The organism is Acetobacter sp. JWB (genome assembly GCF_003323795.1).
GTDB lineage: Bacteria > Pseudomonadota > Alphaproteobacteria > Acetobacterales > Acetobacteraceae > Acetobacter > Acetobacter oryzifermentans.
Map to the genome: position 1 here is coordinate 729079 of NZ_CP030871.1, position 17676 is coordinate 746754.

Genomic DNA, 17676 nt, shown 5'->3' on the forward strand with positions numbered 1-17676 from the left:
GGACGTGGAGACGAAACAAGAATCGCAGCAGGACGCTCAGACGATCGACAGAATTGACGTCAACCGTATCATGCAGGCGATTCCGCACAGATATCCTTTTCTTCTGATCGACCGGATGGAAGATATCGTCCTGGGAGAAGAGGCAACAGGTATCAAGAATGTTTCGGTCAATGAACCATTCTTTCAGGGGCATTTTCCTGCGCGCCCTGTTATGCCGGGTGTATTGCTGGTTGAGGCTATGGCGCAAACCGCCGCAACCTTGGTTGTGCTTACACTGGGTAAGGACTTTGAAGGCAAGCTGGTGTACTTCATGACCATTGAAGGCGCAAAATTCCGCCGCCCGGTAGAGCCGGGGGATCAGGTGCGCATTCATGTGGCCAAGGAACGCCATCGCTCCAATGTGTGGAAATTCCGCGGTGAAGCCCGCGTAGAAGGCACTGTGGTGGCGGAAGCCACATTCAGCGCCATGATTATGGGTTGAGAACCCGGCCTGTTCACATCATTCTGTTAAGGCAAGTCAGGTTTGCCCCTAAACTGCCCAGATTTTTTTACAAAAGGGTAAGGTAGGGCAAATTTGCCCGGCCAACGGTGAACGGAAATAAGGAACTGAATTGGTGCACGCTGCAGAGGAAGCCAGATCAACCGTTGTCCACCCAACGGCTCTTGTTGCTCCCGGTGCGCGGCTTGGGCAGGGGGTGGTTATCGGCCCTTGGTGTTCTGTCGGGCCAGATGTCACGATTGAAGACGGGGTTGAGCTGATCTCTCATGTGGTGGTCGATGGCCACACACGTTTGGGGGCGGGTTCACGCTATTTTCCGTTTTGCACCGTGGGCATGGCCCCGCAGGACTTGAAGTATAAAGGTGAGCCAACCCGGTGCGAGATCGGGGCTGGTACAGTGGTGCGTGAACACGTTACCATCCATCGTGGCACCGCCACGGGGTCTGGTCTTACCAAGGTGGGGCAGAATGTGCTCATCATGGCCAACGCCCACGTAGCGCATGATTGCGTGCTGGGTGATCGCGTTATTATCGTGAATAACGTGGTGATGGGCGGGCATGTTACCATTGAGGATGATGCCCGTATTATGGGCTCCGCTGCCATTCATCAGTTTGTCCGCATTGGGCATGCAGCCCTTGTGGGCGGTGTGGCTGGGGTGGAAGCCGATGTTATTCCTTACGGCAGTGTGCTGGGCAACCGCGCGCGGCTAATTGGCCTGCATTGGATCTGGCTGCGCCGGAATGGCGTGCAGTCTGATGAAATCCATCGGATGCGTAAGGCGTTTCTTACGCTGTACCCTAAAAATGGCTGTGGGGAAGATCCGTTTTCTGTGCGTCTGGAACGGGTGCGTGCAGAATTTGGTGATAACCCCCGTGTGCGTGAAATTCTGGACTTTATAGATGCTCCTAGTCGGCGCGGCCTTGTGCGCCCCGCACGGCAGGATCTGGAGCGTGCAGAAACCGAGGGCGCGTGAGCACACCTTCTGCTGTTGGTATTCTGGCGGGCGGTGGCCCTCTGCCGGGCAGAGTGGCAGAAGCAGCCACAGCAGCAGGGCGGCCTGTTTTTATTCTGGGGTTTGAAGGTTTTGCCGAACCCGAAGTGATCGGCCCTTGGCCGCACGAATGTGTCCGGCTGGGTGCAGCCGGGCGTATGCTTTCCCTTTTACGGCAACATCATTGTTCGGATCTGGTTCTTATCGGGCCAATCCGTCGGCCTTCCTTGCGCAATTTGCGCCCGGATGCCGAAGGCGCACGTATTCTGGCGCGTTTAGGTCGTGCTCTGTTTGCGGGAGATGATGGCCTGCTGGGTGCCCTTGTGCGCATTTTGGGCGAGGAAGGCTTTCACATTCGTGGAGCGCACGAATTTCTTACGCAGGCTGTGGCACAACCCGGTGTATTGGGCCGCATGCAGCCAGATGCACAGGCACAAGCAGATATTCAGCGCGGCATTACTGTGGTGCAGGCGCTAGGGCGGCTGGATATCGGGCAGGGCTGTGTGGTGCAGAATGGCGTTGTGCTAACGGTAGAGGCCATGGAAGGCACAGACCGTATGCTGGCCCGTGCAGGTGAATGCAGGCAGCCGGGTGAAGGTGGCGTTCTGGTAAAAATGCTTAAGCCGGGGCAGGAAAAACGGGCGGATATGCCCACAATAGGGCCTGTAACCGTGCAGAATGCCCATGCGGCAGGCCTACGCGGCATTGCGTTTGAGGCCGCCCACACACTGCTGACAGACAGGCAGCGTTGTATAGAGGAAGCAGACCGGCTGGGCTTGTTTCTTCTGGCCTTCAATCCTGTTGAAGATGCAGGAACAAGCGCGCAGTCTGCCTGATACTTCAAAACAAGGAGCAAACAGATGGCAAGTTTTCTGCATACCATGGTGCGGGTGCGCAATCTGGAGAAAAGTCTGGCGTTCTACAAATTGCTGGGCATGCACGAACTCCGCCGACGCGAGGTGCCGGAAGGACGTTATACGTTGGTGTTCATCGGCTATGCAGATAATGCTGCCGGGCAAGCTGAAATCGAGCTAACCTATAATTGGGGTGAAGATGACGGCTATGAACTGGGCACCGGGTTTGGTCATTTTGCCGTAGGCGTGCCTAATGTGGTGGAAATGGTAGCACGTGTGCGGGCCGGTGGTGGCAAGGTGACGCGAGAAGCCGGGCCAGTAAAATTTGGCACCACCGTAATTGCTTTTGTTGAAGACCCCGATGGTTATAAGGTCGAGCTGATCGAGCGCGCTGAATAAAGGCAGCTTAGCTTTGCGGGTGTTGCTTTAGGCGTGCGGTCAGGCGGTCTAGCGAATCATTAATGGTCTTGGCAGCTTTCTGCACTGCTGGGTCGGAATATGTATCAAGCTGCTCTGCTGCCAGCATGGCGGGGGAGACAATGCCCCGAATATCGTGCCGCAGTTTGGAATCTGTTGTTGGGGCCGGTGCTGGAGGTGCAGCCGCCGGAGTGGGGGCGGCTGTATGTGGTTGCAGCTTTATGCCTAGCCATGCGCCTAAAGCCGCTGCACAAATAATAGGCCCTAACGCAACGGGGAAGGCCAGCCCCAGCACTCCGGCCAGCACGGCACCTGCTACGGGCAGGCAGAAAATAACGGCTGCGGCACGGGCGGGAAAGGGCATGGTGTTCATGTTTTTCTCCATCTTGCGGGGGATTCTGCCGCAAGGCTGCGGTAACGACTCTACGCTATAGATTGACGGTTCCTTATCTGAACTCTATAAGCCGCAGCTTCAAGAGGCGTGGTCTTTAACAGGCCACCGGATAACCGTATTCAAACAGTAAGGGAGTGCCGCCATGAAGCGCACTTATCAACCGTCCCGGCTGGTTCGCAAGCGTCGTCACGGGTTCCGCGCGCGTATGGCAACCGTTGGTGGCCGCAAGATCATCGGCAACCGTCGTGCCAAAGGCCGTAAGCGCCTTTCCGCGTAAGAACTGCCCGGCAGTCCGGCTTGATGGACGGGCCTGCAGCGCAGGAGCAGCCAGCGGCGGAATCTGCACGATCTCTGCGGCTTAAAAAGAGGAAGCAATTCCTCTTTCTGGCTTCTCGCGGGCGTAAAGCGCCTGTGCCGGGGCTTGTTTTGCAGCTTTTCCGGCGTCCGGATACGGATGTCGCGCGTGTAGGCTTTACGGTTACCAAAAAGGTCGGCAACTCCGTGGTGCGTAACCGCGTGCGCCGCAGGTTGCGCGAAGTTGTGCGTATTGTAGAAGCCGATACGCCGCTAAACGGTCTGGACCTTGTTCTTATAGGCCGTAGCGCCACCATAAATCGCCCATTTGTGGCGCTGGTGGCTGATTTCCGTAAAGCATTAGCGTTGTGCCAGCGGGATTCCTGATATCCTGCCTTGCATTCATGCTCGTCCTGCGCTGGAACCTGTATGCCGTTTAAGACTCCGGGTTTTTTACGGGTGTTAAGTTTTCCAATTTGTATGTGCAGGGGGCCGCAAGGCCGGAGCTTATGGATTCAAAACGTCTGATACTGGCAACATTGCTGTCAGCTCTGGTACTTTTCGGGTATGACTATTTTTTCCCACAGCATCAGCTTGTGCCACCGGCGCAGCAGGGCGTACATGCTGTAGCGCCTCCGGCCCCTGCCTCTTCTGGTGCAGCCGCTCCGGCTGAAAACACGCAGGCAGAAGCCGCTGCCCCGGTAAAGGATGGCCCGGAAACCCGTGTGGCCATTAACGCCCCTGCCGTACAGGGTACGCTAAACCTGCGTGGCGCACGGCTGGATGATCTGGTGCTCAAGCATTATCGGGAAACCGTAAAGCCAGATAGCCCGGATGTGCGTGTTCTTAACTCCGCTTCCACCCATGCAGATTATGTAGATTTCGGCTGGCGTGCGCCGTCCGATGTTTCTGTGCGTCTGCCAGATGCCAACACATTGTGGAAAGCCTCTGGCACCCAGATGGATGCCGAACACCCGCTTACCCTTTCTTGGGATAACGGGCAGGGCCTAACCTTTGATATCCGCTTGTCGGTGGATCAGAACTACATGTTCACCATCAGCCAGCAGGTGCATAACAGCACCGGGCAGGCTGTGGCGCTGTATCCTTTCTACCGCGTGAACCGTGGTTACACGCCAGAAGAAACCGGCGGCATGCTGGTGCATGAAGGCCCGATCTCGGTTATTGATGGCCGCCTGAACGAAGGCTCCTACAAAACGGTGCGCACGGGTGGCGTACCGCCAGACAACATTGCATGGAGCCATCAGGGCACCGGCGGTTGGGCTGGTATTACAGATAAATACTGGCTGATGGCCGTGCTGCCAGACCAGAACGCTAACGTAATTGGCACTTATGGTTTTCAGGCAGCACAGGGCGCGTATCAGGTTGGCTTTACGGCTACAGCACCTGTGCAGGTGGCCGCGGGGCAGACAGCTTCTACCGAGGCCCACGTGTTTGCGGGCGCCAAGGAAGTGCGCCTGCTTGAACAGTATGAAAAAGACCTGCACGTGCCCATGTTCTGGAAAGCCGTGGATTTTGGCTGGCTTTCCTTTCTTACCCGCCCTGTGTTCTTTGTGCTGGATTGGCTGAACGAACATCTGGGCAGCTTTGGCCTAGCGCTGCTAACGTTTACCGTGATTGTGAAAGTGGCCTTTCTGCCGCTCACCATCAAGCAGATGCGCATGACATGGAAAACAGCGCGCCTGAAGCCGCAGGTGGATCTTATCCGCTCCCGCCTGAAGGATGACCCAATGGCCATGCAGCAGCAGATTATGGCGCTGTATCGGCAGGAAAACGTCAATCTGTTCGGGGGCTTTCTGCCTCTGCTTATTCAGGCGCCTGTGTTCTGGTGCTTGTATAAGGATCTGTACGTCACCATTGAAATGCGGCACGCACCGTTTGTGGGCTGGGTGAAAGATCTTTCTGCGCCAGACCCCACCAACCTGTTCAACCTGTTTGGTCTTATCCCGTTTGATCCCACCCACATCACGCCGTTCTTGGCGCTGGGTGCATGGCCGATCATGTATGGGGCCACGCTGTTCCTGATGCAGAAGGTGAGCTCCAGCTCTGCCAACATGGACCCATCACAGCAGAAGGTGATGATGTTCATTCCGCTGCTGTTCACGTTCTTTATGGCGCGGCAGCCGGTTGGGCTGGTGATCTACTACTGCTGGAGCAACATCCTTACGGCTGTGCAGCAGGTTGTCATCATCTCCCGCCTCAAAGCGGCAGATGCCAAACCCCAACTGGTTAAGCCCAAATGACAGATGATGCCGCATCCTCTTTCCGAGAACTAAAGGATGAAGCCCGTATTGCCGCCGCCCTGGAAGAGGGGCGGCGGCTTTTTGCGGGTTCATGCGAATTTGTGTTTGGCGCACAACGGCTGGGGCAACTGCCACCGCAAACCCTGCCAGAAATTGCGTTTGCCGGGCGTTCCAATGTGGGTAAGTCCAGCTTGGTAAACGCACTTACGGGCCGCAAAACGCTGGCGCGGGCCTCTTCCGAACCGGGGCGCACCAAGCAGCTCAACTTTTTTAATCTGGCAGACCGGCTGATGCTGGTGGATATGCCGGGTTATGGCTACGCAAAAGCTGCCAAATCCGTAAAGGAAGATTGGCAGGATATGATGTTTGATTACCTGCGTGGCCGCCCAAGTTTGCAGCGTGTGGTGCTGTTGCTGGATGCTCGGGTGGAAATGAAAGCCCATGATCTGGAAGTGATGGATCTGCTGGATAAAGCGGCCGTCAGCTTTCAGGTTGTGCTTACCAAATGCGATAGCGTTAAACCCGGCCCGCTGGCACGCAAGCAGGCAGAAGTTGAAGCGGAAATTCGCCGCCACCCTGCGGCTTTTCCCTACCTGTCTTTAACAAGCAGCCAGACAGGTGAAGGTATTGAGGGCTTGCGGGCGGAACTGGCAGAATTTGCCCTGCCCAAGGCGCCATGATCTGATGATGACAAGCAGGACGTGCAGAACATGACAGAACCACGGGTTCCTTCTTCCCATTCCCATCATGATGCGGCGCAGGAAGCCGCCATTCTGGCCGGAGCCCTGCCGTATCTGCGCCGCTATGCGGGAGATACCATTGTGGTCAAGTATGGTGGCCACGCCATGGGTAATGCAGATCTGGCCAAAACCTTTGGGCGCGATATTGCGCTGCTCAAGCTGGTGGGTATCAACCCGGTTGTGGTGCATGGCGGCGGCCCGCAAATTAACCAGATGCTCAAACGGCTGGAAATTCCTTCCACCTTTGTGGATGGCCTGCGCGTAACAGATGCCAACATGGTGGATGTTATCGAGATGGTTCTAGCTGGCTCCGTGAACAAAGAAGTGGCGGAGCTTATCAGCCGTGAAGGCGCGCTGGCCGTTGGTATTTCTGGCAAGGACGGTAAAATGATTACCGCCCGCAAATTGCAGCGCAAGGTGCGGGATACGGAAAGCCAGATTGAACGCGTGCTGGATCTGGGCTTTGTGGGCGAACCCATAAAGGTAGACCCACGGGTGATTTATGCGCTGTCTGGCTCTGGCCTTATTCCGGTTATTGCACCAGTGGGCTTTGGGGAAGATGGGGCTACCTACAATATCAATGCCGATACGGCAGCGGGTGCTGTAGCTGGTGCGGTGCATGCCACACGCTTGCTGATGCTAACAGACGTGCCCGGCGTGCTGGATGCCGATGGTAAGCTTATACCCGAACTCACAGCAGCGCAGGCCATGCAGGCTATTGAGGATGGTGTGATTACCGGTGGTATGATCCCCAAGGTGGAAACCTGCATTCAGGCCGTGCAGGCCGGTGCGCGTGCCGCCGTCATTATTGATGGCCGCATGCCCCATGCCTGCCTGCTGGAACTGTTTACGGCATCTGGCTCCGGCACCATGATCCGGGCGGAATAACGCCGCGGTTGCCTGCCATTTTCCGGGGTGCCATGCGTTGACACGCTGCGTGTGTGTCCGCATGGTCGCTCTGTGTTTTTTCTGCCGGGGCTGTGGTGCAGGCCCGGTGTTTGTCCATCCTGTCTGACGGTGTGTTATGACCAACGAAACTTTGCGCGCGCATATTGAAACCCTGTGGGAAAAGCGGGACCAGATTTCCTCCGCTACAACGGGGGAAGACCGCAAAGCCATTGAAACGGCTCTGGAAGCTCTGGATTCTGGTGCGCTGCGTGTGGCCGAACCCAAGGAAGATGGCTGGCAGGTGAATGAATGGCTGAAAAAAGCTGTTCTGCTTTCCTTCCGTCTGAATGATAGCGTAGCCATTCCCGGTGGCGCAGCAGGTGCTCCTGCGTATGATAAAGTGCCGCTGAAGTTTGCTGGCTGGGATCAGGCCCGTTTTGATAAGGCTGGCTTCCGCGTGGTGCCGGGTGCTGTTGTGCGCCGCTCCGCCTTTATTGCGCCCGGTGCTGTGCTGATGCCCAGCTTTGTAAATGTGGGCGCACGCGTAGATAGCGGCACCATGGTAGACACATGGGCCACTGTTGGAAGCTGTGCCCAGATTGGCAAAAACTGCCATATCAGCGGTGGCGCAGGCATTGGCGGCGTTCTGGAACCGTTGCAGGCTGCCCCGGTGATTATTGAAGATAACTGCTTTATCGGCGCACGTTCCGAAGTGGCAGAAGGCGTGATTGTGGAACGCGGCTCCGTGCTTTCCATGGGCGTGTTCCTTGGGGCTTCCACCAAGATTGTGGATCGTGCAACGGGTGAAATCTACATGGGCCGCGTTCCGGCTTATTCTGTTGTCGTGCCCGGCACCATGCCATCTTCCAAGCCGGTTGGCCCGGATGGCCGCCCCAATCCTGCTCTGGCCTGCGCTGTTATTGTTAAGCGGGTGGACGAACGCACGCGTTCCAAAACCTCCATTAACGATCTGCTGCGTGACTGATCTGGTAGACTAAAAAGCGAAAAGAGGCAGAAAAGCATGGCGGACGCAGCGCAGGTGAGTATTCCGGCCAATCTGGCACTGACAGATCCGGTTGGAGTGGCGCAGGCGCTTATCCGTCTGCCTTCTGTCTCGCCAGATCCTGGCGCATCTCAGCATCTGCTTGCAGCCATGCTGGAGCGCTTGGGGTTTGAGGTAACGCATCTTCCGTTTGGTGAGGGTGCGGAGCGCACGCCCAATTTCTTTGCCCGTTTGGGCACGGGCAGCCCCCATATCTGCTATGCGGGCCATACCGATGTGGTGCCGCCGGGGGATGAGGCCGATTGGTCTTACCCCCCTTATGCGGCAGATATTGTGGATGGCGTGCTGTATGGCCGCGGCGCGTGTGACATGAAGGGCGGCATTGCATCTTTTGTTTCTGCCGTGGCGCGGCATGTGGCCGCAGGGCCGGGCAAAGGCTCCATCAGTTTTCTGATAACCGGGGATGAAGAAGGCCCCGCCACCTATGGCACGGTAAAGGTGCTGGAATGGATGGCGCAGCACAACCAGATTCCCGATTACTGTCTGGTAGGTGAACCCACCAACCCCAAGGTATTGGGCGAAATGGTGAAGGTAGGCCGCCGTGGCAGCCTGAACGCGCATATTGTGGTGGAAGGTACGCAGGGGCATGTGGCTTACCCGCATCGGGCAGATAACCCGGTGCATCGCCTGCTGGCCGTGCTGGAAGCTTTGCGCGCCACGCCGTTGGATAACGGCACCGAGTATTTTGAACCCTCCAGCCTTCAGGTTACCAGTGTAGATGTGGGTAATGGAGCCACCAATGTTATTCCCGCACGGGCGGAAGCACGGCTGAACATTCGGTTTAATGATCTGCATACAGGTGCCGCGCTCAAGGGCTGGGTGGAAACCATCTGCCGCCAGCATGCCCCGCGTTCCCGCGTGGAAACCAAGATCAGCGGCGAATCTTTCCTTACGTCTCCCACGCAGGAAACCACAGCCCTTGTAGAGGCCATTCAGCAGGTTACAGGCCGCACACCCAAGCTGGATACCGGGGGCGGCACATCGGATGCACGCTTTATCAGCCGGTATTGTGCGGTTTCTGAATTCGGGCTGGTGGGGGCGAGTATTCACAAAGTTGATGAACACACGGATATTGCGGATCTGGAAATGCTGACACGGATCTATCAGACTTTTCTGGAAGGAGCGCAGGCATGATTCCCGATACCAGCAAGCCCGGTGTTATCCGGCGTACATTGCAGGGCATGTTGCTGCTGGCCAGTGGGCGCAGAGATGGCATAGCGTGTTTTGATGGCACGCTGGATGCTTTTGGCGCAGCACTTGCACCGCAGTTGGCGTTTTTGGTGGTGGGGCTGTTGCAGGTCTTCCTCCAGACCGACAAGATTATGGCGCTTATCAAGGTTCTGCTTTCCTTGTGCGTCACCTTGCTGCCTGCTGTTGTGTCTCATTTTTACGCCCAGCGTTGGGGGCGTGGGGCGCTATGGCTGCGTTACATTACGGCAGCTACATGGTGCAACTGGGTTGTGGTGCTGATTTCTCTGGCCGCTACGCTGCTGGCTGCTCTGCTGTTTCCTGCCATTGCGCAACAGCCGGGCTTTATGGCCGCATTGGTGATGACAGCCGCTGTGTATGAACTCTGGCTGCAATGGTTTGTGGCCCGCGTGGGCTTAAGCATTAGCGGTGGACGTGCCTTTGTGCTGTATGCCTCTGTGCTGTTGGCCACGCTGGCATTGTATGGTTTGGCTGCGCTGCTGCCACCCCATTACAAGGTGCTGACCGATCTACTCCAGCCCATGATTGTGATGAACAATTCCTGAAGAAAGTTTTGTGCCAGACCTGTTTTAGTCAAACGGGTCTGGATCATACCCCACGCCGTTTAGGTAAAGCCCCTCTGGCGGGGCGGTAGGGCCTGCGGCGCAGCGGTTGCGGGCCTCTAGAGCTTCTGCCACACGCTCTGGCTGCCAAGCGCCAATCCCCACAAGTTTAAGCGTGCCCACCATGTTCCGCACCTGATGGTGCAAAAAGGAACGGGCCTTGGCAAAAACAAGCACTTCATCTCCGTGGCGGGAAACGTCTAGCTGGTCTAGCGTACGCATAGGGCTATGAGCCTGGCAGGCCACGGCGCGGAAAGAAGTGAAATCATGCGGGCCAACCAGAATATTGGCTGCTTCCTGCATTTTTTCTACATCCAGCGTGCTTTTAACGTGCCACACATTGCCTGCCAGCAAGGTAGGGCGCGATCTGCGGTTGAGGATACGATACTGGTATGAACGCCACGTGGCAGAAAAACGAGCGCTCCAGTCAGTATCCACCTGCACGGCATCCAACACCACCACGTTATGCGGTTTGAGGTGGTAGCTCAGCCCCTCCCGCACAGAATGGCGAGAGAAACGCACATCTGCGGGAAAATCCAGATGTGCCACCTGTGCCAGCGCATGCACGCCGGAATCTGTACGCCCGGCGGTAATGCTGCTTACAGGCCGATTACCGGCCAGCCGTGCAGCCGCCGCTTCTAACAAACTTTGCACAGAAAGGCCGGATTTCTGGCGCTGCCAGCCTACAAGGCCGGTGCCATCATATTCCAGTTTAACGGCCCAGCGCTGAACGGGAGCAAGTTCTTCTTCCATCATGCGGCGTCTGGCTGTTTGGCCCCTAAAAGCGTGCCAGCGGCCAAAGGCTGGCCACGTAGGAAGGCATCAGCATCCATCATGCCGCGGCCCGGTTTTTGCAGGCGGTTCAGCCGCACGGCGCCGTTGCCACAGGCAATGGTCAGGGCATCATCCAGTACTGTGCCGGGTTGGGCGCTGTGCTTGGTATCAGGCAGGGGAGTGGCTGCACCAATTTTCAGCACAGTGCCATCAGGCAGGGTGCTGAAGGTGCCGGGCCACGGTGTAAGTGCGCGAATCTGGCGGTCTATTTCCGTGGCGGTTTTGGCCCAGTCTATGCGCCCATCCTCACGCGTTAGGCGGGGGGCGTAGGTTACGCCTTCTTCTGGCTGTGGGGTTGGGGCGGGCATATCGGCCAGCACACGCAGCGCCATATCTGCGCCCAGAGCACTCAGGGCATCATGCAGGCTGGTGGCGGTTGTGGTGGCGGTAATGGGCACGGCTTCACGTAGCAACATGGGGCCTGTGTCTAACCCGGCTTCCATCTGCATGATGGTGACACCGCTTTGGGTATCTCCGGCCAGAATGGCGCTTTGGATGGGGGAGGCACCGCGCCAGCGCGGCAGCAAGCTGGCATGAATGTTCAGGCAGCCAAGGCGCGGGGCGTCTAGCATGGCTTGGGGCAGAATAAGCCCATAGGCGGCCACAATGGCGGCATCGGCCTGTAGTGCTGCAAAATCTGCCCATTCTTGCTCATTTTTGCGCAGAGAGAGCGGGTGGCGCACTAGCAGCCCCAGTTCTTCCGCCGCCTGCTGCACGGGGGAAGCCTGAAGTTTTTTGCCGCGCCCTGCGGGCCGCGGCGGCTGACAGTACACAGCAACAATTTCATGCCCCGCGGCATGGAGCGCACGCAGCGCCGGAACAGAAAAATCCGGCGTGCCCATAAAGACAAGACGCATGGTTGGCGGCCCCTTAGGCTTATTTACGCTTTAGTTCCTTGGCCAGACGGCGCAGGATCATGTTGCGGCGCAGGGCAGAAAGGTGGTCTACAAACAGCACGCCTTCCAGATGGTCTATTTCGTGCTGGATGCAGGTGGCCAGCAGGCCTTCGGCTTCGCGCTCCACCACATCGCCATTGATGTTGTTCCAGCGCACGCGAATCTTTTCCGGGCGCACAACTTCTGCATACTGGTTGGGCAGGGAAAGGCAGCCTTCTTCCCGCACGGCCATGTCTTCGGTTTCTGCAATCACTTCGGGGTTGATCATGACAATCGGGTCCCGCGCATCCTTTTCTCCCAGATCAACCAGAAGAAAGCGCTGGCTCAGGCCCACCTGCGGCGCGGCAAGCCCAATGCCGGGGGCCTGATACATGGCCGAGAACATGTTGGGCAGAATCTTGCGAATGTCTGCCACGTCTTCCGGCTTTACCAGCCGCGCCTTTTGGCGCAGCACAGGGTGCGGCGGCGTAAGGATCTGAAGGGGTGCTGCGCCATCCGATGCAGCAGAAAAAGAGATGTCTGTATTGGCTGCGTGTGTCATACTGCGGGATGTAGCGCTCCACTGCGCCTGATGCCAGAGGAAAACACAGGGAAAATCTGCCTCTGGCCTTAAAACCTGTTGCACCACCGCCACAGTGTGTTGTCCAATACCCCCATTTGGCCAGATACAGGCATGGGGGCGGGGTTGCGTGTCAGCGGGCCTATCCCATATCGTGATAAGATCAGATGCTGTAACGGGTCTGATTTTTCTGTCTCGCTCAAGGAAGGAGGAGGCTTGGATGTCTGGAAGACTGTTTGGCTCACCCATGTTTTTAGGGTTTGACCATCTGGAGCAGATGCTTGAACGCGCCAGCAAGGGATCGGGCGATGGATATCCGCCCTATAACATTGAGCAGATTGCCCCCAACGGCCTACGGATCACTTTGGCCGTAGCAGGCTTTAAAATGGATGACTTGCAGATTACGCAGGAAGATAATCAGCTTGTTATTCGTGGTCGTCAGATGGAAGACGGAGAAGAACGCGTTTTTCTGCACCGAGGTATTGCCTCTCGCCAGTTCCAAAAAGCATTTGTGCTGGCGGAAGGGATAGAAATTGGCGGGGCGTGGCTGGATAACGGTCTGTTGCATATAGACCTGTTTCGCCCCCAGCCGGAGGTGCGTGTGAAACGCATTGAAATTGTGCAGGGTGGGCAAAAAAATGGCCGCGCGCCTGCTGCTGGTAGCGGCAGCGTGCTTAAAACCCGCTCATCGCGCATGCTGCGCCCAGTGATGGACGTGGATGAAAGCTGACCCAATAAGGAGGACGCCATGAAAAGTTCCATCTACAACGGTAGCGCCCCCGTTATGCCGCATGCGGCTGAACGCCCAGCAAATGTTCGCCAGCTTTCAGAAAGCCAGTTCCGCTCCCTTGGGCTGCGGGAGGTTGCCTATACGCGCCCAGCGCTGATGGAAGATGATGAAGTGGGTTGCGCCATTTACGCGGCGGACGGATCTTTGCTGGCTGTGGTGGAAGATCTGGAAACGGCATGGGGCGCAATTGTACAGAACGATATGATCCCCGCCAGCTTGCAGTAGCGGCGGCGGCCCAAGGGCCATTCAGTCTTACCAGATAGAAAAAGGATCGGTGATGAGCCGATCCTTTTTTATGCGCATCACGCTGTTGGCTTAGCGTGGGTTGGTATCAATCCACCCAATATTGCCATCATCCCGCCGGTAAACCAGACTCACCTGCTCGTTGGCCGCGTTACGGAACAGCAGGAAGGAAATACCTGCCAGATCAAGCCGCATAACGGCCTCGCCAACGCTTAGTAAGGGAATATCCGTGGGCTGTTCGGCAATAATGGCGGCAAAAGTTTCTGTATCCGTGCCTTCTGGCTGGGTGGAAAGCACGGGTTTTTCTGTGCTGTCTTCAGATGGCAACGGATCTTCATTAAGCGGTTGCAGCACATAGGTGCGACCGCTTTGTGCTGTTGCCTGCCTTTGGGCGCCGCGTGTGTGGGATGTAACCCGGCGGTTATACCGGCGCAGGCGTTTGGCAATATGTTCAGCGGCATCATCAAATGCCCCATTAGCATCTGCGGCTTCGCCTTCACCGCGCAATACAAGGCCACTGCCTGTGCGCACATTAATATCGCAGGTAAAGAACGAACGCGCCTTGCTGAATGTCACCTGTGCTTGCAGGGCTTTGTCAAAATATCGTTCCGCTAGGTTGCCGAGGTGGGAATTGACCCGGTGCTTAAGCGCATCGGACAGATCAATCTGTTTACCTGAAACCTGAATATGCATAGAACGTCGTTCCTTGCTGCTAAGTGGCAGAATCTCCAGATCTGAATAAACACCGGTGCCATACCAGAACCGGGTTTTATCAGGTTCAACTGGTTAGCCTTGTTACGTTACGCGAAGTGTTTGTAACGCTTCTTTCATATTTGGGCATGGGTGGCGGTTGCTGTCCATGCCTTTGTTTTAAATATAATGCAGGGCTAGGCCTCTCGGTTGCATGGCTGCGTAAAAAGCACTTAGCAGGCTTGCAGTGGGCAAACAGCCATGCCTAACAATACACAATAAGGCCAGAACAATACGGGGCAGCCTGTCTGCCGTTGTTGACAGGAGAGTATATTTTCCATGCTGCTGCGCTCTGCTCCGCCGGTTGAAATGCCTAAAATGCCCCGCGGGCAGATGGTGCGCGTTAAGCTGGGCTGCATGGCTGGGCTGGGTGTGCTGTACGGCGCGTTTGTATGGCATCTGGCGCATGAAAAAATAGCCCCGCGGCCCAATCCGGCAGCACGGGTTGCTATCCGCTTTATCAAGCTGCCTATGGTTATTCCGCCTGCACCAGCACCTATTGAACCAGAGCTTGTGCAACCTGCACCGGTTCAGTTTCCACCCCCAAAGCTGGTGCTGCGCCATGCGGGGCACCGCCGCTAGTTAGGGGTTTGGCGATATACAGGGAGTTTGCTGCATGACAGATTTAAGCGTTGCTGGCGTGCATGTTTACCCTGTTAAGGGGCTGCGCGGGCTTTCTCCCACCCAAGCCAGATTATGGCCTTGGGGGCTGGAAGCAGACCGGCGGTGGATGATTACAGATCCACAAGGCCGGTTTATAACCCAAAGAACCTGCCGGGATATGGCGCTGATATCTGCTTTGCCTACGCCACAAGGGCTGGAACTGGGCAAGGCCAATATGCCCCCGTGCGTTGTGCGCTTTCCAGATACCAACGCGCCCATGCGCTCTGTTACCGTATGGAAAGATACGGTGCAGGCACGGGATGCGGGGAAAGACGCAGCGGTTTGGCTGGCCGAGGCTTTAGCGCAACCGTGCAGGCTGGTGTGGATGGATACACCCCAGCAAGCGCGCCTGCGCCATTTGGATCAGGCAGATGTTCCGGTTTCCTTTGCAGATGGATACCCGCTGCTTGTGGCTAATACGGCATCTTTGGCGGATTTAAACGCGCGTTTGCCTTTGGGGCAGGCTGTGCCTATGGCGCGGTTTCGGCCTAATATTGTGGTGCAAGGGGCAGCACCGTGGGCCGAGGATGGCTGGCTGCGCATACGTGTTGGCACAGCCATTTTACGTATTCTGGCTCCATGTTCGCGCTGTGTGGTGACAACGATTGATCAGACCACAGCAGAAGTGCCTTACCCCAAGGAGCCTCTGGCCACGTTGGCATCGTTCCACCGCACGCCCAAAGGGATAATGTTTGCGCAAAACGCAGTGGTAGAACAGCCCGGCATAATAGAGGTGGGTGCGCCTGTAACTATATTAGACTCCGGGCCATCCAACGTGTTGGCGCAAATGGCCAAAGCTTAAAGCGAGAAGCTTTCACCCAGATACACGCGGCGTACATCTTCATGGGCTACAATTTCTTCTGGCACACCCTGCATCAGCACCTGACCACTGTGCATGATATAGGCGCGGTCAATCACTTCCAGCGTTTCACGCACGTTATGGTCGGTAATCAGCACGCCAATGCCGCGATCTTTGAGGTGGGATACCAGATCACGGATTTCCCCCACAGCAATGGGGTCAATACCAGCGAGTGGTTCATCCAGCAGAATGTAATGGGGCTGGCTGGCCAGTGCGCGTGCAATTTCCAGACGGCGGCGTTCCCCCCCTGAAAGAGCAAGGGAAGGCGAGCGGCGCAGATGGCTGATACCAAATTCGCTTAACAGACCATCCAGCATCACCTGCCTCTGGTCTGGGTCTGGCTCTACCACTTCCAAGGCGGCCAGAATGTTCTGCTCCACATTCAGGCCACGGAAAATACTGGCTTCCTGCGGCAGGTAACCAATGCCCAGCCGGGCGCGCCGATACATGGGTAACTGCGTAATATCCGCCCCATCTAACGTGATGGAGCCGGTATCGGGCTGCACAAGGCCCACAATCATGTAAAAGCTGGTGGTTTTACCTGCACCGTTTGGCCCCAGCAGCCCGACAGCTTCCCCCCGGTGTACCTCGATGGAAACGTTTTTCACCACCTCGCGCTTTTTATAGCTTTTGCCAATGCCGCGTGCGTACAGGCCGTGGCCGGGGCGATGCGGGGCATGAATGTCAGTAGGTTCCGGCCCAACGCCTACACCTACAACTTCTTCACGAACCGTTTCTTCCGACGTCCAGGTGACTTCCTGATTCATGCTTATTTCCTGTCCGACGTATCGCCGTTATTGGGCACAACCAACCCACTTACCCGGCTGCCGGGGCGTTCTGTCATGGTGGCTATGCCTGTGTGCATGTTGATAATGGCGGCCGCGCCCTGAATCTGATTTGGTCCACGGGTGATATGGACATTGCCAACAATGCGGGCAATGCCGGTATCAGGCACATACACCCCGCGTTCCCCCGTTACGATTTCTGTTTGCGTGTGCACCCATACATGGCCAAAGGCGTTCACCTTTTCCAGCTTGCCCGAACCGCTGCTGAGCGGATCTGAACTGCTGTTGTTGCTGGCCTGCTGCTGTGGCTGGGCGTTCTGATCTGGCGGGGCGCTGTAGCCCACCAACACATCAGCCCGGATCTGGCGCTGATCGTTCGTGGTGACGGTAGCGTTGCCCCGCCCGATGGAAATACGCTGCTGCGAATAATATTCCATCGAATCCCGCGCTGTCAGCACATCCTGCGGGGTGGTCAGCTTCATGGCCTTGCCGGTCATGACAAGCACGGCCTGATCCATGTCGTACACGGCTTTATCCCCCCATGCCTGATCGGTCTGGGTGAAGATATGTACGTGGCCTATGGCTTCAAGCCGGAAAATTTCGTTGGCGCCGGAATCCTGATCATCCCCTCCGGCGGCTTTCTGGCCACCTGCATCTGCGCTGCCATTGGTGGCAGGGGCCGGTGGGGGCTGATCTGTACTGGCCGGAGGGGTGGCCGGTGTGGCGCCGTTGGCTGCCGGGGCCTGCACGCTTGCCGGTTTTGCACCATTTGCCTCAGCCGGGGTGTTAGCGTCTGGCGCGCCGGGGGCAGGGGCTTTTTTGCGGTAATAGGCAATCAGCTTGTCTGCCGTAACCGTAACATCCCCACGGATGGCTTTTGCCTGATCATAGGCGGTAACTTTTTTCTGGTTCTGGTCCCAGTCAAACCCACCGGCGGCGGTTACGGTAATTTGCCCACCGTGAGACATATCAATGGCTTGCGCCAGCGCTGTGCCAGAAAGGGCCAGCATGGCGCATGGCAATGCCGCCATAACGGCAGAGGCAATACGCAAGGCAGGGCGAGGGCGAGAAAAAAGGCGGCGCAT

The 17676-nt window shown here is 56.9% G+C and carries 23 protein-coding genes; 16 read left to right on the forward strand and 7 right to left on the reverse strand.

The genetic code is table 11. The annotated features are described in order from the left end of the window. Positions 1 to 70 precede the first annotated feature (70 nt). The 4 genes from fabZ (at position 71) to gloA (ending at position 2743) form a co-directional block, all read left to right on the forward strand. Positions 71 to 481, forward strand: a complete 411-nt coding sequence (fabZ, locus tag DS739_RS03510; protein WP_003622563.1) for a 3-hydroxyacyl-ACP dehydratase FabZ — start codon at positions 71 to 73, stop codon at positions 479 to 481. Positions 482 to 614: 133 nt separating this feature from the next. Next, positions 615 to 1472 (forward strand): acyl-ACP--UDP-N-acetylglucosamine O-acyltransferase, encoded by an 858-nt coding sequence (gene lpxA / locus DS739_RS03515; protein WP_035354279.1) that lies wholly within the window; start codon positions 615 to 617, stop codon positions 1470 to 1472. Beyond that, positions 1469 to 2326 (forward strand): LpxI family protein, encoded by an 858-nt coding sequence (locus DS739_RS03520; protein WP_035354114.1) that lies wholly within the window; start codon positions 1469 to 1471, stop codon positions 2324 to 2326. Before lpxA ends, DS739_RS03520 begins: the two co-directional genes overlap by 4 nt. Positions 2327 to 2350: 24 nt before the next feature. After that, positions 2351 to 2743 carry a lactoylglutathione lyase gene (gene gloA / locus DS739_RS03525; protein ID WP_006116345.1) on the forward strand — a complete coding sequence of 131 codons (393 nt, stop codon included), beginning with the start codon at positions 2351 to 2353 and terminating at the stop codon, positions 2741 to 2743. 7 nt (positions 2744 to 2750) lie between these two features. Here the strand turns inward: gloA and DS739_RS03530 are convergent, their stop codons facing one another. Continuing rightward, positions 2751 to 3146 carry a hypothetical protein gene (locus DS739_RS03530; RefSeq protein WP_006116344.1) on the reverse strand — a complete coding sequence of 132 codons (396 nt, stop codon included), beginning with the start codon at positions 3144 to 3146 and terminating at the stop codon, positions 2751 to 2753. A gap of 151 nt (positions 3147 to 3297) precedes the next feature. Between DS739_RS03530 and rpmH the strand changes: the two genes are divergently transcribed. The 8 genes from rpmH to DS739_RS03570 all read left to right on the forward strand — a co-directional run bounded on the left by rpmH (position 3298) and on the right by DS739_RS03570 (position 10155). Then, positions 3298 to 3432, forward strand: coding sequence for a 50S ribosomal protein L34 (rpmH, locus tag DS739_RS03535; protein ID WP_035354109.1), 135 nt, complete (start codon positions 3298 to 3300; stop codon positions 3430 to 3432). Between the two features lie 23 nt (positions 3433 to 3455). Continuing rightward, positions 3456 to 3836 (forward strand): ribonuclease P protein component, encoded by a 381-nt coding sequence (gene rnpA, locus DS739_RS03540; protein ID WP_050793129.1) that lies wholly within the window; start codon positions 3456 to 3458, stop codon positions 3834 to 3836. A gap of 122 nt (positions 3837 to 3958) precedes the next feature. After that, positions 3959 to 5710, forward strand: a complete 1752-nt coding sequence (gene yidC, locus DS739_RS03545) for a membrane protein insertase YidC (protein WP_035354106.1) — start codon at positions 3959 to 3961, stop codon at positions 5708 to 5710. Beyond that, positions 5707 to 6390 carry a ribosome biogenesis GTP-binding protein YihA/YsxC gene (gene yihA, locus DS739_RS03550; RefSeq protein ID WP_006116339.1) on the forward strand — a complete coding sequence of 228 codons (684 nt, stop codon included), beginning with the start codon at positions 5707 to 5709 and terminating at the stop codon, positions 6388 to 6390. The genes yidC and yihA overlap by 4 nt, the downstream gene beginning before the upstream one ends. Before the next feature lie 30 nt (positions 6391 to 6420). Further along, positions 6421 to 7338, forward strand: coding sequence for an acetylglutamate kinase (gene argB, locus DS739_RS03555; protein WP_012812628.1), 918 nt, complete (start codon positions 6421 to 6423; stop codon positions 7336 to 7338). A gap of 136 nt (positions 7339 to 7474) precedes the next feature. Then, positions 7475 to 8323, forward strand: coding sequence for a 2,3,4,5-tetrahydropyridine-2,6-dicarboxylate N-succinyltransferase (dapD, locus tag DS739_RS03560; RefSeq protein WP_006116335.1), 849 nt, complete (start codon positions 7475 to 7477; stop codon positions 8321 to 8323). A gap of 36 nt (positions 8324 to 8359) precedes the next feature. Further along, the gene (gene dapE / locus DS739_RS03565) at positions 8360 to 9535 is read left to right on the forward strand and encodes a succinyl-diaminopimelate desuccinylase (RefSeq protein WP_006116334.1); all 1176 of its coding nucleotides are present in this window, start codon (positions 8360 to 8362) and stop codon (positions 9533 to 9535) included. Further along, complete coding sequence (locus tag DS739_RS03570) at positions 9532 to 10155, forward strand: hypothetical protein (protein ID WP_035354101.1); 624 nt, start codon at positions 9532 to 9534, stop codon at positions 10153 to 10155. Before dapE ends, DS739_RS03570 begins: the two co-directional genes overlap by 4 nt. Positions 10156 to 10179: 24 nt before the next feature. Here DS739_RS03570 and truA read toward each other — a convergent pair whose 3' ends face one another. The 3 genes from truA to def are packed head-to-tail and all read right to left on the reverse strand — an operon-like array spanning position 10180 to position 12483. Then, positions 10180 to 10968 carry a tRNA pseudouridine(38-40) synthase TruA gene (truA, locus tag DS739_RS03575; RefSeq protein ID WP_006116332.1) on the reverse strand — a complete coding sequence of 263 codons (789 nt, stop codon included), beginning with the start codon at positions 10966 to 10968 and terminating at the stop codon, positions 10180 to 10182. After that, the gene (fmt, locus tag DS739_RS03580; protein ID WP_006116331.1) at positions 10965 to 11903 is read right to left on the reverse strand and encodes a methionyl-tRNA formyltransferase; all 939 of its coding nucleotides are present in this window, start codon (positions 11901 to 11903) and stop codon (positions 10965 to 10967) included. The genes truA and fmt overlap by 4 nt, the downstream gene beginning before the upstream one ends. 19 nt (positions 11904 to 11922) lie before the next feature. Further along, complete coding sequence (def, locus tag DS739_RS03585) at positions 11923 to 12483, reverse strand: peptide deformylase (RefSeq protein ID WP_035354273.1); 561 nt, start codon at positions 12481 to 12483, stop codon at positions 11923 to 11925. A 238-nt stretch (positions 12484 to 12721) separates the two neighbouring features. On the opposite strand from def, the gene DS739_RS03595 reads away from it, so the two are divergent. After that, a complete protein-coding gene (locus DS739_RS03595) occupies positions 12722 to 13231 on the forward strand; it encodes an Hsp20 family protein (RefSeq protein WP_006116329.1) in 510 nt (169 codons plus the stop codon). An 18-nt stretch (positions 13232 to 13249) separates the two neighbouring features. Continuing rightward, entirely contained in the window at positions 13250 to 13516 is a 267-nt protein-coding gene (locus tag DS739_RS03600) for a hypothetical protein (RefSeq protein ID WP_006116328.1), read from the forward strand. Between the two features lie 90 nt (positions 13517 to 13606). Here the strand turns inward: DS739_RS03600 and hpf are convergent, their stop codons facing one another. Continuing rightward, positions 13607 to 14227 (reverse strand): ribosome hibernation-promoting factor, HPF/YfiA family, encoded by a 621-nt coding sequence (gene hpf, locus DS739_RS03605; RefSeq protein ID WP_006116326.1) that lies wholly within the window; start codon positions 14225 to 14227, stop codon positions 13607 to 13609. A 336-nt stretch (positions 14228 to 14563) separates the two neighbouring features. On the opposite strand from hpf, the gene DS739_RS03610 reads away from it, so the two are divergent. Together DS739_RS03610 and DS739_RS03615 are read left to right on the forward strand one after the other, a co-directional pair. Next, entirely contained in the window at positions 14564 to 14866 is a 303-nt protein-coding gene (locus DS739_RS03610; protein WP_006116325.1) for a hypothetical protein, read from the forward strand. Between the two features lie 34 nt (positions 14867 to 14900). After that, positions 14901 to 15749 (forward strand): MOSC domain-containing protein, encoded by an 849-nt coding sequence (locus DS739_RS03615; protein WP_006116324.1) that lies wholly within the window; start codon positions 14901 to 14903, stop codon positions 15747 to 15749. On the opposite strand, the gene lptB is transcribed toward DS739_RS03615, so the two are convergent. Both lptB and DS739_RS03625 read right to left on the reverse strand, forming a co-directional pair. After that, complete coding sequence (gene lptB, locus DS739_RS03620; RefSeq protein ID WP_006116323.1) at positions 15746 to 16573, reverse strand: LPS export ABC transporter ATP-binding protein; 828 nt, start codon at positions 16571 to 16573, stop codon at positions 15746 to 15748. The genes DS739_RS03615 and lptB overlap by 4 nt on opposite strands. A gap of 2 nt (positions 16574 to 16575) precedes the next feature. Continuing rightward, positions 16576 to 17676 (reverse strand): LptA/OstA family protein, encoded by a 1101-nt coding sequence (locus DS739_RS03625; RefSeq protein ID WP_035354095.1) that lies wholly within the window; start codon positions 17674 to 17676, stop codon positions 16576 to 16578.